The organism is Micromonospora sp. A200 (genome assembly GCF_029893845.1).
Lineage (GTDB): Bacteria > Actinomycetota > Actinomycetes > Mycobacteriales > Micromonosporaceae > Micromonospora > Micromonospora purpureochromogenes.
The window spans coordinates 55,383-70,895 of record NZ_JARXXY010000033.1; the positions used below are offsets into that span (position 1 = coordinate 55,383).

Below are 15,513 nucleotides of genomic sequence, written 5' to 3' on the forward strand. Positions count from 1 at the left end.
ATGTCTTCGCCCAGCCCTGCACCGCTGCTCCGGGACTACATCGACATCCCGGAGCGCACGAGCACGAGCGACTTCGTGCTCAAGCTCGCCGACAGTGTCGCCGACGCCGACGCCACCCTCCGCGACTACGTCGTCACGGACCGGTTGCTGGCTAACTTCGACGAGGCGCTCGGGCTGATCCGGTCTGCGGTCGAGGGGCACGCCTCCAAGGCTGCCTACCTGCACGGCTCCTTCGGCTCCGGTAAGTCGCACTTCATGGCGGTGCTGCACGCGCTGCTGCGCGGCGAATCGGCCGCCCGGGGCCGCGACGAGCTGGCCCCGCTGGTCGCCAAGCACAGCGTCTGGCTGGACGGTCGAAAGTTCCTGCTCATCCCGTACCACCTGCTCGACGCCCGCTCGCTGGAGCAGCGCGTCCTCGGCGGCTACGTCGACCGGGTCCGCGCGCTGCACCCCGACGCGCCGATCCCCGCGGTGCACCGGACCGACTCGCTGCTGGACCAGGCCGCATCAACGCGGGAGAAGGTCGGGGACGCGAAGTTCATCGCCGAGTTGCCCGGTGGGGACGTCGAGGACGAGTGGGGCGAGACCGAGGCCTTCTGGACGACCGAGCGGCTGGACGAGGCGTTCGCCGGCGCGTACTCCGACGAGCTGCGCCGCAAGCTCGTCAACGACCTGCTGACGAGTTGGAACGTCGGCTTCTTCAGCAACGCCCGGGAGGACGCCGAGGCCTTCGTCTCGCTCGACCGCGGCCTGACCGAGATCAGCCGGCACGCCAAGGAACTCGGCTACCACGGCCTGATCCTCTTCCTCGACGAGCTGATTCTCTGGCTGGCCAACTCGATCGGCGACCAGCAGTTCGTCTCCCGGGAGATCCAGAAGATCACCAACTTCGTCGAGGGTGGCGACACCCGCCGGCCCATCCCGGTGGTCAGCTTCATCGCCCGCCAGCGTGACCTGCGCGAACTCGTCGGCGAGGAGGTCACCGGCGCCAACGAGCTGAGCTACCAGGACACCCTCAACCTGGCCAGCGGCCGGTTCGACGTGATCAAGCTGGAGGACCGCAACCTTCCGGAGATCGCCCGCCGCCGGCTGCTCAAACCCCTCGACACCAGGGCCGCCGAGGCGATCCGCAAGGCATTCGACGCGACCACCAAGGTACGGCGGGAGGTGTTCGACACCCTGCTCGGCACCGACTCCGGCAGCGGTGCCGACATCGACGCCTTCCGGTCGACGTACCCGTTCAGCCCCGCGTTCCTCTCCACCCTGGTGCACGTCTCCAGCGCGCTGCAGCGCTCCCGGACCGCGCTGAAGCTGATGCGCCAGCTCCTGGTCGACCGCCGCGACACGCTGCGCCTCGGCCAGCTCGTTCCGCTCGGCGACCTCTACGACGTGATCAGCAGCGGCGGTGACCAGCCGTTCACCGAGAAGCTCAAGGCCGAGTTCGAGATGGCCCAGAAGCTGTACGACCTGAAGCTGCGCCCCTATCTCCTCGGCCAGTACGGCCTTACCGAGGACGACCTCGACGCCGCCCGCCGCGGGGACGCGCTGCCCGCCGAGGCGGCTGGGCGTATCCGCGCCTTCACGGGTGACGACCGCCTGGTCAAGACGCTGCTGCTGGCCGCCCTGGCACCGAGTGTCCCGGCGCTGCGAAATCTCACCGCCCGCCGTCTCTCCGCACTCAACCACGGCAGCATCACCAGCCCGATCCCCGGCGGTGAAGTTGCGCAGGTCAACCGGAAGCTCGCTGACTGGGCCGGCCAGTTCGCGGAGATCCGCATCGGCGAAGGCGATGACCCGGTGGTGTCGCTGGAGTTGGTCGGCGTCGACGTCGACAGCGTGCTCGCTACCGCCAAGCACTACGACAACGAGGGCGCCCGCAAGCACATCGTCCAGCGGCTGCTCTGGCAGCAGCTCGGCGTGCCGTGGAGCGACTCGTTCTTCGCCGAGGCGGGGCTGAGCTGGCGGGGCAGCCGTCGCGTCATCGAGCTGGTCTACGGCAACGTGCGCGACGCGAACGACATCCGGGACGAGGCGTTCCACCCTAATGACCCCGCGGGCTGGCGGATGATCATCGACTACCCGTTCGACGACGGCAGTCACGGACCGGCCGACGACCGGCAGCGCGTGCAGGACCTGATCAGCCGGACCACCTCCCGCACCGTGTGCTGGATCCCCGCGGCCCTCACCGTGGAACGCCTCACCGAGCTGGGCAAGCTGGTCATCATCGACAAGCTGCTCGAGGGGCAGCGCTTTGACAGCCACGCCGAGCACCTCAACCCGGACGACCGGCGCCGCGCACACGGCGCGCTGACCAACCAGCGCAGCGCGCTGCTCGCGAAGATGCAGGCCGTGCTCCGCCAGGCGTACGGGCTGGCCGCCAAGCAGGCCACCGACGTCGTGCTCGGCTTTGACGACCACCTCCAGTCGCTGACCCGGGCGCTGGAGCCCAAGCTGCCCATGGGCGCCACCTTCAACGACGCCCTGCGCAGCATCGGCGACCAGATGCTCAGTCAGCAGTTCCCCGCCCACCCCGACTTCGACCCGGACCGCAAGGGCGACCCGGTACGCCCGCAGGACGTGAAGGTCGTACTGGACCACGTCCGGCGGGCCGTCGAGTCGCCGGAGGGCCGGGTCGAGGTCGAGCGGACGCACCGGCAGACGCTCCGGCGGATCGCCAACCCGCTCGGCCTGGGCACGATGCACGAGGCGGCGTTCGTCATCGAGGGGGAGTGGGCTCAGCACTTCCAGCATCGGGCGGCCAGCGAGGGCATCACGGGCGAGCTGCGGGTGGCCGACCTGCTGCGCTGGATCGACGACCCGAAGCCGCGCGGCCTCGACCCGATCGTCGCGCAGCTCGTGGTGGCGACCTTCGCCGAGCAGACCGACCGCGCGTTCTACTTCCACGGCAGCGAGGTGATCCCGGCTCCCGAGCTGGGCAGGATCAGCGCGGATCACACGCTGCGCGAGGAGCGGCTACCCAGCCAGGAGGACTGGCAGGCGGCGCGGGCCCGATCCGCCGCGATCTTCGGCTTCCAGCCGCTCGACCTGCGTCGCGGCCGGCTGGTCGCCCTCTTCGGTCGCGACCTCACCGCGCAGGCCACCCGCCACCGGGAGGCCGCGCACGGACTGGTTGCACGACTGGACCAGCACGCGACCTGGCTCGGCATCGACAAAGAGTCCACCGGCGGACGGCTCGCCACCGCCCGCGCCGCCGCCGACCTGCTGGAGTCCCTGGTCAACGGCCGCTCGGCGGTCGAGACCGTGGAACGGCTCGCCCACGCCGAACTCGCCGGCCCCGCCAACCGGGCCGGCAAGAGCATCACCAGCGCCGCCCAGGTCTCCGCCGCCCTCGCTGCAGCGCCCTGGGACACCTTCGAAATCGTCGCCGGGTTGCCCGAGCCGTATGCGGCCGAGGCATCGGCGGTCCTCGGCGAGCTGCGCCGGGTGGCCCAGGCCGACGAGCTGACCGCCCCGCTCGCCCCGGCATTGCGCCGCGCCCAGACCGACGCCACCGCACTGATCCGCCGAGCCACCCGGAAGCCCGAGATCGTTTACCGGCCGGGTGGTGACGAGGGGCGGTCCGGCACCGTTGTCGCGCCGAGACATGGCGAGGACGGGCCTCATGGACCGCAGGGCGGTGAGGTGACGCCGAGCGGCCGCCTCGCGGTCCCCGCCGGCGAACTCGACCGGATCGTTGAGCAGCTTCGTGGGTTCGCCAATGACCATGGTGACGCCACGATCGAGGTGACCTGGAGAATCCTGCAGTGACTCAGGCACCCGCACCAGCGCAGGCACTGCGGATCAGCCCCGTAGCCCTGGCCCAGAAGGTGGCGCAACAGCTCGGCCGGCACCGCAACGGCGACGCGTACCCGGTCATGGTCGTGCGCGCCGAGCCGGTCTGGCCGCACGACCCGGCGTTCCTGTTGCCCGACGGACGCCAGGTCCGGGTCGTACGGTGCGTGTCGCCGCTGGCCATCTGGGAGCACCTCGTCGCCGACCGTGGCGACGAGGTGCTGGTGCTGCTCACCGACATCCCGGAATCCGAACTCGGCCACGGGGTACGCAGCCGGATCTTCCGGCAGAAGGTCCACACCATCGAGCCGTGGGACCTGGTCGTGGACGCCTTCGGCGCCCAACTGCCCGACAGCGCGCTGGAGCGGGAACGCTGGGCCGGCCCGGCCCTGCTCGACGCCATGCCGCCGGCGGGCTGGCCGAAGCTGACCACCGCGGTGCTGACCCGCGACGTGGCGCTGCGGCACCTTGCCGCCGTACGCCTGGGTCTGGACCGTCGCGGCGGGAGCCCGGACGATCTCGACGTGGCGGCCCTACTGCGCTGGAGCGCCGAGCCGTCAGCCGTCGACGCGTACGCGCTGCTCGGGCAGGAGGAGCGGGACGGCCTGGCCGGGTGGCTGGTCGAGCAGTTCGGCCGGCCGGCCCGGGCGCTCTTCGCCCTCATCGGCGCCGGCCACGGCGCGGACGCCCTGCCACTCGGTCTCGTCTGCGACGCGCTGTGGACCACGGACAGCGCGGAGGCGGTGCGGGCGCAGGGGCGGATTGACCAGTACTTCGGCAACCTCAACGACGATGCCACCGTGCAGAGCTTCGCCGGCGCGGCGGTGCAGGTGGTGGGCGCGATGCTGACCGCCCGCGACCGGGAGACGCGGCTGCAGGGAAACGCGGTGCTGGACCGGGCCGAGGAACTCCTCATCCAGTTCAACGCGACGCTTAGCGCCGGCCACAGCCCGATCCTCCGGACCGGCTTCGCCCGACGTGTCACCGCCGCCGCGCAGGCGCTGCGGGCCGCGCTGCGTGACCCGGCCGACCGCGCGCTCGACGACGCGGTCGGCGCGCTCGCCGGGCACCGGCTGGCCGGCGTGGAAGCCACCCGGGTCAACCGGATCCGGATGGGCCAGCGGCTCGTGCGGTGGCTCGGCACCGAACAGGAGCCGCCGGCGAGTGTGGCCGACGGGGTGAACCAGCAGATCGGCCAGTGGGGCTGGGTCGACGTGGCGCTCAACCACGTCTGGGCCGGCGACGACGCCAACCCGGAACTGCAGACCGCGTTCCGGGAGATCCACGACCGGGCACAGCAGCGGCGCCGTGACCTGGACCAGGCGTTCGCCGGGCGCCTCGCGGCGTGGGCCACCGCCGGCCCCGGCAACGACGGCGCCCTGCTCACCGTGGAGAACCTTCTGCCGCGGGTCATTGACCCGCTGGTCAAGGCCGACCGGCCGGTGCTGCTCGTCGTCCTCGACGGGATGAGCGCCGCCGTCGCGGTGCAGCTCGCCGACGAGCTGTCCCAGCACTGGGTCGAGTACGACCCGCTCGCCGGTTCCGGCCTGGGCCGCCGACGGGGGATTGTGGCCGCCCTGCCCACCCTGACCGCGGTGTCCCGGACCTCGCTCTTCGCCGGCGCTCTCCGCGAAGGCAACCAGGCCCACGAGAAGAAGCTCTTCGCCGACGGTCGGTGGGGCAAGGGTTCCCGGATCTTCCACAAGGGGCCGGCCAAGGGTGGGGCCGGCTGGGCGTACGCGGGCGAACTGGCCGACGCGGTGGCCGGCACGGCGCCCGTGGTGGCCGTCGTGATCAACACTGTCGACGAGTCGCTGGCCCACGGTCGCGAGGGCGACGAACCGGGCTGGCAGCTCGACGACCTCGGCTTCCTGCGCAGCCTGCTCGACCAGGCCCGCTCCTGCGGACGCGCCGTCGTCATCACCAGCGACCACGGACACGTGCTGGAGCGCGGCGGGCAGCATGTCAAGGCCGCCGACGCCGCCTCCGCCCGGCACCGCACCGGCCCCGGCCCGGTCGCCCCCGGTGAGGTGGAGTTGACCGGCCCCCGGGTGGTGGCCGACGGCAAACGGATCATCGCGCTGTGGGACCCGATGCTGCGCTACCGCCCCAGCAAGGCGGGCTACCACGGCGGCGCGTCACTGGCCGAGGTCACCATCCCGCTGCTGGCGTACCTGATGCCGAACGCGACGCAGCCGCCGACCGGCTGGGCTCCCGTCGAGAGCAGCCGACCGGATTGGTGGGAGGCGTCCGCTACCGCTCCGGTTCCGGCTGCCCCTACGGCTCCGGGGCCCGCACCCCGGCCGCGCCGCAAGGCGCCGGCCGTCACCGGGGACGCGCTGTTCGACGTACCGGAGGTGCCCAGCGCCCCCGCCGCGGCGCCGCCGGCTGGAGACGGCGATCTGGTGGCCGCGGTGCTGGCCACCGAGCTGTTCGAGGCGCAGCACGGCCTGACCCCGCGCAAGGTGGACCGCAAGAAGATTGAGGCGGCGTTGCGTGCGCTCGTCGACGCCAAGGGCGTGCTGCCGCTGGCCGTGGTCGGCCAGCGGGCCGGTGAGCTGCCCGGGCGGGTGGGTGGATTCGTCAATACGCTGCAGCGGATCTTCAACGTCGACAACTATCCGGTGCTGTCGCAGATCGACGAGGGGCGCACGGTCAAACTGGACATCGCGTTGCTGCGGACGCAGTTCGGCCTGCCGGCGGGTGGCCCGTGACCGCCGTCAGCCCGGCGCGGCGGCGAGAGGTCATCGACGCGTTGCGCCGGGGTGCCGTCCCGTCGGCGGGCCTCGATCTCTTCGCCGTCGGGCTCGACCGGTTCACTGTCGCGGTGGGGGAGGACCTCGACACGGTCACCGGAGGCGGTTCGGTGTTCAAGGCCGTCCGGGGTGAGTACGGCTCCGGCAAGACCTTCTTCACTCGCTGGATCGCCGAGCGGGCGAAGCGGGCCAACTTCGCCACCGCCGAGGTGCAGGTCTCCGAGAACGAGACCCCGCTGCACAAGCTCGAGACGGTGTACCGGAGGTTGACTGAGCGGCTTACCACCTCGACCTTCCCGCCGAGCGCCCTGCGGCCCGTGGTGGATGGCTGGTTCTACGCGTTGGAGGAGGATGTCCTCGCGGCGGGGGACGTGGCGGCCGAGGACGCGGACGCCCTCGACCGGGCGGTCGGAGTCCTGCTCGATCAGCGGCTCGCCGCGGTCAGCCGCACCGCCCCGGCCTTCGCCGCCGCGCTCCGGGGGTATCGGACCGCCGCACTCGCCGGTGACCAGGCGACCGCCGACGCGGTGCTGGCCTGGCTGGGCGGGCAGCCGCACGTCGCCGCGTCCGCCCGGCGGGTCGCCGGGGTACGGGGCGACCTCGACCATTTCGCGGCGCTCAGCTTTCTGCAGGGTCTGCTTGCGGTGCTGCGCGACAGCGGTCATCCCGGGCTGCTGCTGGTCCTTGACGAGGTGGAGACGCTGCAACGGGTCCGCTCGGACGCGCGGGACAAGGCGCTCAACGCGCTGCGCCAGCTCATCGACGAGGTGCACTCCGGCCGCTTCCCCGGGCTCTACCTCGTCATCACCGGCACGCCGGCGTTCTTCGACGGGCCGCAGGGAGTGCAGCGGCTCGCCCCGCTGGCCCAGCGACTTGCGGTCGACTTCACCACCGACGCCCGATTCGACAACCCTCGGGCGGTGCAGATCCGGCTCGCGGGCTTCACCGCCGACTCCCTGGTGGAACTCGGCGGCCGGGTGCGGGACCTTTACGCCGACGGCTCCGCCGTGCCAGCCCGGGTTCGCGGCCTCGTTGACGACGCCTACCTCGGCCAGTTGGCGCAAGCCGTCGCCGGTGGGCTGGGCGGCAAGGTGGGGGTGGCACCGCGACTCTTTCTCAAGAAGTTGGTCGGGGAGGTGCTCGACCGGGTCGACCAGTTCGATGCCTTCAATCCGCGTGAGCATTACGCCCTGACCATGTCGGACGCGGAGATGACCGACGTCGAGCGCAACGCGACCAGGGCCGACGAGATTTCGCTCGACCTCTCCGCGGACCGCTGATGGCCGGCGCAGACCTGCTACACCCGGTCGTGCTGCACCACGTGGTGAACTCGCTGCAGTGGCCCGGACTACGTCCCCTGCAGGAGGCCGCCGTCCAGCCACTGCTCGACGGGGACGACGCCCTGCTGCTCGCGCCGACGGCCGGCGGCAAGACCGAGGCGGCGGTGTTCCCGTTGCTGTCGCGGATGGCGCAGGAGAACTGGTCGGGCACGACTGTGCTCTACGTCTGCCCGCTCAAGGCGCTGCTCAACAACCTCCTGCCGAGGTTGGAGACGTACACCGGTTGGCTGGGCCGCCGAGCGGCGCTGTGGCACGGGGACACCACGATGGGGCGCCGTCGGACGATTCTCCGCGAGCGGCCCGACGTGCTGTTGACGACACCTGAGTCGTTGGAGTCGATGCTGGTCAGCGCCGCCGTGGACGAGGGTGAGTTCTTCCGCCACCTCCGTACGGTCGTCGTGGATGAGGTCCACGCGTTCGCCGGCGACGACCGGGGCTGGCACCTGCTGGCCGTGCTGGAGCGGCTCAGCCGGGTGGCGGGTCGGCCCGTCCAGCGGGTCGGGCTCTCCGCGACCGTCGGCAACCCGGACGAGCTGCTGACCTGGCTACAGGGCTCCGGCCGAGCTAGTCGGCCAGCCCGCGTGGTGTCACCGGTCGCTGTCGCCACCGCGTCTGCGCCGCCCGGAGAGGTGGAACTGGACTACGTCGGTTCCGTGCACAACGCCGCCAAGGTGATCGCCGCGCTGCATCGGGGCGAGAAGCGTCTGGTGTTCTGCGACTCGCGGGCGTTGGTGGAGGAGCTCGGTCAGAAGCTGCGCGAGATGCAGGTGAAGACGTTCCTCTCCCACGCGTCGCTCTCGGTCGAGGAGAGGCGCCGGGCCGAGGAGGCGTTCGCGGAGGAACGCGACTGTGTCATCGTGGCGACGAGCACGTTGGAACTGGGCATCGACGTCGGCGACCTGGACCGAGTCATCCAGATCGGCGCCCCACGCAGCGTCGCCGCCTTCCTGCAGCGCATCGGTCGGACCGGTCGCCGCCCGGGCACCGTCCGCAACTGCCTGTTCCTCTCTCTGGACGGTGACGGGCTGCTGCACGCGGCCGGGTTGCTCAACCTGTGGCAGGAGGGCTGGGTCGAGGCCGTCGTGCCGCCGCCGGAGCCACGGCACATCGTGGCCCAGCAGATGCTCGCCCTGTCGCTTCAGCGGCACCGGGTGGGTGACCAGCTGTGGTCGGAGGAGTGGAACGGACTCCCACCGTTCGACAGGAGTGCCGAGGTCATCGTGCGGCATCTGGTCGAGTACGGGTACCTCGATTCGGACTCCGGAATGCTGTTCATCGGTCCGGAAGCTGAACTGCGGTTCGGACGGCGTCACTTCATGGACATGCTCGCGGTCTTCACCGCACCGCCGGAGTTCACCGTGCTGTCGGGGCGTGCCGAGATCGGCCGGACAGATCCGGCCCTGCTGACCGCGAAGGTGCAGGGACCCCGCCTGCTCCTGCTTGGCGGACGCAGTTGGCGGGTCACGCACATCGACTGGAAGCGGCGCCGCTGCTTCGTCGAGCCGGCGGACGGCGGTGGCAAGGCGTTGTGGATGAGCGGGACCTCGCCGCAGGGCCTGTCGTACCGGATGACCCGGGCCATGCGGGATGTGTTGGTCGCTGCCGATCCGAAGGTCGCGCTCACCGCTCGTGCCACGACGAGGTTGGCGGCACTTCGCGATGACGCGACCGCCACGGTGCACTCGGGGGGCTCCGTGGTGGTCCGGGACAGAGAGGGCGAGGTCCGCTGGTGGACCTGGGCCGGCTTCCGGGCCAACGCGACCTTGATCGCCACCCTGAGTGACCTGGCTGACCCGACGCAGCGGTACGACGACGCCAGCATCCGGCTGCGTTCCGATCTGGATCGGCAGATGTGGCGGGTGGCGACGGCGGACGCTGACCAGCGGATCTGCCTGCCTGACGTGACCGAGAAGGCGCTCGCCGGACTGAAGTTCAGCGCCGCCTTACCGCCGCGCCTGGCGGCGGCAACGCTTGCTGTGCGGCTCGCCGACGTCGAGGCAGCCGCCGCGGTCCTCAAGGAACCCGTGCGGTTCGCCTACCTCTGATCTGCCGGTCGGGGCCGGGGCTTTCCGCAGCAGGGTGCTGGCGCGCGGTGGCAAGTACCCGCTAAGCGGCGGCGCCGCAGTACACGCACTCGTTGCGCTCGGACCAGTCCTTGCGGTCCAGCGTCCCCGGATCGATCGCCCGGTGCCCGAAGTGCCGGCGCACCGCCATCCGGAATGTCCACAGCGCCTCGGCGAACCGGTGGTACGCCTCGTGCCCCTCGGCGGTGCGCAGGTCCTCGCCGGCGCGGATCAGCCGCTGCATGTCGACGAGCCGGTGGAACGCGTCCTCGCCCGCCACCACCAGCTCCGGCGTGCCGGACATCAATAGCCGTTCCCGTTCCTGGTACGCCCCGGACTCGCTCATCGCCCGGGTGGTCGCGGCGCGGTCACCGGCGGCGGTGTTGCGCAGCATGCTGTGCGCGGTGCCCAGGGCGAGCGCGAAGTCGATGCAGGTGCGCCACCGGTCGAGGTCCCGGTCACGGTCCCGGGTGTCCCGTCCCCGCCGCAGGTCGACCAGGAAGCTGCCGGAGAGCGCGATGAGGGCGCCCGCTCCCGTGCTCAGCAAGGGCATCCAGTCCATGCCGGACATCGTGCCATCCCCGGGGAAGCAGCCAAGATCGCGCCGTCGCTCCAAAGGTCGGCGGCACCGGGATGTCATCGACCGTTGTGGACGAATTCGGCCACCGGGGACTTCCCGCGCGAGCCCGCCGGGCCCGACACTATGGGTCGACACCGATCGATGCCTCGTGATCCGGAGGGCCCGTTGACCACTCTTGTGACCCCGCCCGCCCCGCTCACCCGCCTGCGCCGCCTGGTCGGCACGTTCGCCCTGCTCACCGCCATGGTCGCCGGGGCGCTCGTCGGCCCGTCCGTGGTGACCCCGGCGCTCACCGACGCCGCGTCCGCCGCGGTCTACAGCTCGTGCACGATGGCCCGCTGCGCGGACGCGCGCACCGCCCGGTCCGGCTGGGCCGCCAAGGGCTTCCCGACCAGCCGGGGCTGGTACACCTGGAGCGGCGGACGCTACAACTTCGCCGGTGGCCAGTTCTACAACCGGGAGGGCCAGCTCCCCGCCAACGCCACCTACCACGAGTACGACGTCTACCCCAGGCCGTACGGGGCGCCCCGGGACGCGTACCGGATCGTGGTCAACCGGAGCACCGGGGTCACCTGGTTCTCGCCGGACCACTACGCGAACTTCTACCGACTCTGAGCGGACAGCGGTCGGGCCGGGGACCAGCCGGCCCGACCGGAGCGGGGAGGATGACCGGATGGACGCGCCCGACCTGCCCCCGTGGCTGGAGCTGACCGCCGACCCCATCGCCGAACCGACCGCCGGCGCAGTCGTCGTCCCGGGCGCCGACGCCCGTCGCCGCGCGGACCTGTTCGGGCTGCTCGCGCAGGCCCTCGACCTGCCCGAGTGGTTCGGGCGCAACTGGGACGCGCTGGCCGACTGCCTGCTCGACCGGGACGACGCCGGCCCGCTCGCCCTGCGCGTCGACGACGCCGAGCAGCTCCTCGCCGACGAGCCGCCCGCGCAGTTCGCCATCCTGCTCCAGCTCTGCGACGACGTGTGGTCGCACGGCCGGTACCCGTTCCGGCTCGTCCTGGGCACCGCCCCGGACCGGCTGCCCGCGCTGGGCCGCCGGGTCCGGACCGGGCTCAGTTGGGCTGGTCGAGGATCGCGCTGAACCGCTCCTCGGCCAGATCAAGCTGGGCGAAGATGTGTCGCTTCACCGGCGCCGACAGCGGGGTGTCGGGCCGGCTGATCAGGTCGCGGAAGACGGGCACCAGCGGCCGGTACTTCGCCGCCGACCGGGCCACCTTCGGCCCGATGGTGTAGACCACGCCCACCCCGTTGTCGGTGAAGTCGGACACCTTGATCACCCGCGCCCACGGCTCCCGGTCCAGGCTGGCCGCCACGTGCTCCCGGTACTGGGCGTTGCGGTCGCGCTCGGGGTCGTACTCCGGATTGGTGACCGCGGCGACCAGCCGGGCGACCCGCGGGCCGAAGCGCGCGGCCAGCGTGGCCAGCGCCGCCGCCGTCGGGTCGGCGACGTCGGTGCCGGCCAGCTCGCCCGGGTGGTCCTCCACCGCGTCGTGCAGCAGGCCGGCGACGATCACGTCCACGTCGCGCACCTGGTAGTGGTGCATCATCCGGATCGCCACCCGTAGCAGGTGGTTGAGGTACGGCTCGCGCACCCGCCGGTCGTCGCGGTGCAGCTCGGCGGCGAGGTCGAGGGCGGCGCCGAGCCGCTCCCGCGCGGCCGGGTCGAACGCCCGGATCTCCAGCCGGAACCGTTCCAGCAGGCCGGGTTCGCCGTGGATCTCGGTGATCGCGTGCATCGGCATGGTGGCGAGGTACGGCGGGAACTCCATGCACCACTTATAGCCGATCTTCACTACCAGCCGGACCCGGCCGTCGTGTACGCGACCGCTCAGGCGGTGCCGGAAAGCCGCTTGACCAACCGCACGACCGTCCCGTGCGGTGTGCCGTCGATGACCGCCTCGTCCATCAGCCGGGCCATGATCAGCCGGCCCCGGCCCCGCTCCCCGCCGTCCACGCCGACCTCCCGCCACCCGCCGCTGTCAGCCACCTCGACCTCGAGCCGCCCGGCCCGCAGCCGCCCCCGCACCGTCACCGTGGCGCCCGGGGCGAATTGGTAGCCGTGCTCCATGGCGTTGGCGCAGGCCCCCCACTGCGATCAGCACCGCCTCGACGTCCGACGTACCCACCCCGAGCCCGGCCAGCCAGCCCCGCAGCGCCTCCCGGTTGTGAGCCGGCCACGGTGCCGGGCGGCGGTACGGCCGGCACCGGGTGCTGGTCGCCGACGGCACTTTCGACGCGCCCCGGCACCGGTCGACCGGCTGCTCGACCTGCCCGCCCGAAAGTGGGCGGAGCTGGACCTCGACGCGCGGGGACCGGTCCGCCCGGCCGCGCCCGTAACCCACGACCAGGAAGGGAGCGGCGCATGACGTCGGTCGCCAGCCCGCTGCCGGAGCTGCGGTTCGAACGAGGACGGTCAGGCGGGGGCTGGGCCGAGACTGTCGCGGCGGACGAGTTCGGCGGGAAGCACCTCGACCCGGGGACGGTCGACGGCCGGTTCCAGGGCCAGGGTCATCGCGCGGGCGCCCAGTTCCACCAGGGGCAGCCGGACGGTGGTCAGCGCGGGCGTGACGTCGGCGGCCACCGGCATGTCGTCGAAGCCGACGACGGAGACCTCCTCGGGGACCCGGACGCCCCGGGCGCGCAGCAGGGTCAGCGCGCCCACCGCCATCGAGTCGTTGAGCGCGGCCAGCGCGGTCAGCCCCGGCACCGCCGCCAGCAGCTCGTCGGCGGCACGGGCTCCGCCGTCGCGGGTGAAGTCGGCGTACCGGACCCGCTCCGGTGGCAGCGCGGCACCGAGCCCCTCGGCCACCCCGGCGAGGCGGTCGCTGGTGGTGGTGAGCTCCCGGGGACCGGCGATCATGCCGACCCGGTGGTGCCCCAGCCGGCGCAGCTCCGCGCCGAGCCGCCGCGCGCCGTCGGAGTTGGCCGGCATCACCGCGTCGCCGGGGTGCTCGTGCCGGCCGATCACCGCCACCCGGCCGCCGGTCGCCTCGTACGCGGCCAGCTTCTCGGTGAGCCGGGCGGTGAAGTCGGGGTCGTGGTAGCCCGAGCCGGCCAGCACGATGGCGGCGACCTGCTGGCCCCGCAGCATCTCGACGTACTCCAACTCGCGCTCCGGGTCGCGGTAGCTGTTGCAGATGATGACCAGCCGGCCCCGGTCGGTGGCCACCCGTTGCAGGCCCCGGGTCACCTCGGCGAAGTACGGGTCGGAGACGTCGTGCACCACCACGCCGACCACGCTGCGCTGCGGCCGGGCCAGCAGCTGGGCGTGCGCGTTCGGGACGTGCCGCAGGTCGGCGACGGCCCGCAGCACGCGCTCGCGCAGCTCGTCGGCGACCGGCTTGCTGCTGCCGTTGATGACCCGGGAGGCGGTGGCGGGGGAGACGCCCGCGCGGCGGGCGACGTCGGCCAGCGTCGCCAATGGCCACCCCCTGCCCGCCTCGGTCCCGCGCCCCGTGGTCGGGCACAGGCTACCGCACGGGCGTCAGGAAAGCCCTTGCCCGTCCAGGCGGCGGGGCGTACCGGCTGCGCGGGTGCGCGGGCTTTCCCCCTCGCCGGTCAGGCGACCAGCCGGGTGGCGTACGCGGTGGCGCACGTGGTCGCCGACCCGGGGGCGGAGAACCTCCCGGCGCCCCGGCCGGTCGGCGGTGGGCGGCGTCAGACCAGGGCGGCCAGCCGGGGCACCAGCTCCGCCGGCGCCGGCATCGCGGCGATCTCCCGGCTGACCTGCCCGGCCGCGGCCCTGAGGTCGGCGTCGGTCACGAGGCGGGCCAGCGTCTCGGGGGTGATGTCCCGGGGGCGCAGCGCCAGGCCGGCGCTGCGGCGGGCCACCAGCTCGGCGTTGTGCCGCCGGTCGCCCGGTCCCACCGTGGCCAGCTGCGGCAGCCCGGCGGCGAGGGCGCCGAAGACGCTGCCCGCCCCGCCGTGATGGACCAGGGCCGCGCTCGCTGGCAGGGCCGCGTCGAGGGGGATCCAGTCGACCACCCGCACGTTGCCGGGCAGCGCGCGGGCCGACCGACGGTCCGGCCGGACCAGCACGAACTCCGCGTCCACCCGGGCGGCGGCCGCCACCACGGCGGGCATCGGCCCCTCGTCGCGCGGGCCGGTCAGTGTGCTGCGGCTGACCAGGATCCGGGGCCGCGCGCCCGGCTCGCGCAGCCAGTCCGGCAGGCCACCGCCGCCGACGTAGGAGGCGTACCGCATCGGCCAGCCGTCCTGGTGGGTCACGCTGGGCGGGGCGACGGCGAGGGCGCCGGCGGGCGGCGGCAGCTCGGTCAGGCCGTGTCGGCGCAGCGCGCCGCCGAGCCGGGCGGTGGTGGCGCGGACCAGGTCCCGACCGTCGAAGAGGGCGTTCTCCTGGCGGACCGCCGGCACGCCCAGCCGGGCGGCGGCCACCGCGCCGGCCACCGCGAACGGCTCGTGCAGCACCAGGTCCGGCCGCCACTCGGTGGCCAGCGCGACCACCCGGTCGGTGAGCTGGTCGTTGAGCGCGCCGAAGAGCAGGCCCGCGCCTCGGGTGCCGGCGGTGCCGGCCAGCTCGGCCCGGGCGATCAGCGGGTGGCGCGGCAGGACGCGCAGGGCGATCCGACCGAAGTCGAACCCGGGCGCGACGTCGCGCACCGGCAGGCCGGCGCGCTCGACGGCCAGGCCACCGCCGCCGGTGGCGAGCAGCACCTCGTGGCCGGCGTCGCGCAGCGCGGCGGCGAGCGGCACGAGCGGGAAGACGTGGCCCACCAGCGGCGCGGAGACCACCAGGACACGCATGGGGTCGATCCTAGGGCCAGCCGCCACGTTGCTCGGGCGGGCGCACACCGATCTGCGCGCCGTCGGGCGGTGCCTTGCCGCGGACCGGTCGACGGTGGCGCCGGGGGAGTGGGGTCAGACATCCCAGGAGCTTGGATGTCAAGCAGCGGCGGGTTGGGTTCGGTGTGACCAGGCGGTTGTCTGGTCGTAGCGGGTGGCGGTCTTGA

The 15,513-nt window shown here is 72.8% G+C and carries 11 protein-coding genes; 6 read left to right on the plus strand and 5 right to left on the minus strand.

Annotation, left to right across the window (positions count from 1 at the left end):
• The 4 genes from M2302_RS26135 to M2302_RS26150 are packed head-to-tail and all read left to right on the plus strand — an operon-like array spanning position 1 to position 9,933.
• Entirely contained in the window at positions 1-3,768 is a 3,768-nt protein-coding gene (locus M2302_RS26135) for a DUF499 domain-containing protein (protein ID WP_280840496.1), read from the plus strand.
• A complete protein-coding gene (pglZ, locus tag M2302_RS26140) occupies positions 3,765-6,506 on the plus strand; it encodes a BREX-2 system phosphatase PglZ (protein WP_280840497.1) in 2,742 nt (913 codons plus the stop codon). The genes M2302_RS26135 and pglZ overlap by 4 nt, the downstream gene beginning before the upstream one ends.
• Positions 6,503-7,828 (plus strand): BREX system ATP-binding protein BrxD, encoded by a 1,326-nt coding sequence (gene brxD / locus M2302_RS26145; protein WP_280840498.1) that lies wholly within the window; start codon positions 6,503-6,505, stop codon positions 7,826-7,828. Before pglZ ends, brxD begins: the two co-directional genes overlap by 4 nt.
• Positions 7,828-9,933 (plus strand): DEAD/DEAH box helicase, encoded by a 2,106-nt coding sequence (locus M2302_RS26150; RefSeq protein ID WP_280840499.1) that lies wholly within the window; start codon positions 7,828-7,830, stop codon positions 9,931-9,933. Before brxD ends, M2302_RS26150 begins: the two co-directional genes overlap by 1 nt.
• Positions 9,934-9,994: 61 nt before the next feature.
• On the opposite strand, the gene M2302_RS26155 is transcribed toward M2302_RS26150, so the two are convergent.
• Positions 9,995-10,513 (minus strand): hypothetical protein, encoded by a 519-nt coding sequence (locus M2302_RS26155; protein WP_280840500.1) that lies wholly within the window; start codon positions 10,511-10,513, stop codon positions 9,995-9,997.
• Between the two features lie 195 nt (positions 10,514-10,708).
• On the opposite strand from M2302_RS26155, the gene M2302_RS26160 reads away from it, so the two are divergent.
• On the plus strand, positions 10,709-11,146 hold the full coding sequence (locus tag M2302_RS26160; protein ID WP_280840508.1) for a ribonuclease domain-containing protein: 438 nt from the start codon (positions 10,709-10,711) through the stop codon (positions 11,144-11,146).
• A 58-nt stretch (positions 11,147-11,204) separates the two neighbouring features.
• The gene (locus M2302_RS26165) at positions 11,205-11,624 is read left to right on the plus strand and encodes a barstar family protein (protein WP_280840501.1); all 420 of its coding nucleotides are present in this window, start codon (positions 11,205-11,207) and stop codon (positions 11,622-11,624) included.
• On the opposite strand, the gene M2302_RS26170 is transcribed toward M2302_RS26165, so the two are convergent.
• The 4 genes from M2302_RS26170 to M2302_RS26185 all read right to left on the minus strand — a co-directional run bounded on the left by M2302_RS26170 (position 11,596) and on the right by M2302_RS26185 (position 15,307).
• Entirely contained in the window at positions 11,596-12,312 is a 717-nt protein-coding gene (locus M2302_RS26170) for an HD domain-containing protein (protein WP_280840502.1), read from the minus strand. The two genes, M2302_RS26165 and M2302_RS26170, sit on opposite strands and share 29 nt — an antisense overlap.
• Positions 12,313-12,371: 59 nt before the next feature.
• Positions 12,372-12,611, minus strand: coding sequence for an ATP-binding protein (locus M2302_RS26175; RefSeq protein WP_280840503.1), 240 nt, complete (start codon positions 12,609-12,611; stop codon positions 12,372-12,374).
• Between the two features lie 345 nt (positions 12,612-12,956).
• A complete protein-coding gene (locus tag M2302_RS26180; protein WP_280840504.1) occupies positions 12,957-13,964 on the minus strand; it encodes a LacI family DNA-binding transcriptional regulator in 1,008 nt (335 codons plus the stop codon).
• Between the two features lie 236 nt (positions 13,965-14,200).
• The gene (locus M2302_RS26185) at positions 14,201-15,307 is read right to left on the minus strand and encodes a nucleotide disphospho-sugar-binding domain-containing protein (RefSeq protein ID WP_280840505.1); all 1,107 of its coding nucleotides are present in this window, start codon (positions 15,305-15,307) and stop codon (positions 14,201-14,203) included.
• Positions 15,308-15,513 lie beyond the last annotated feature (206 nt).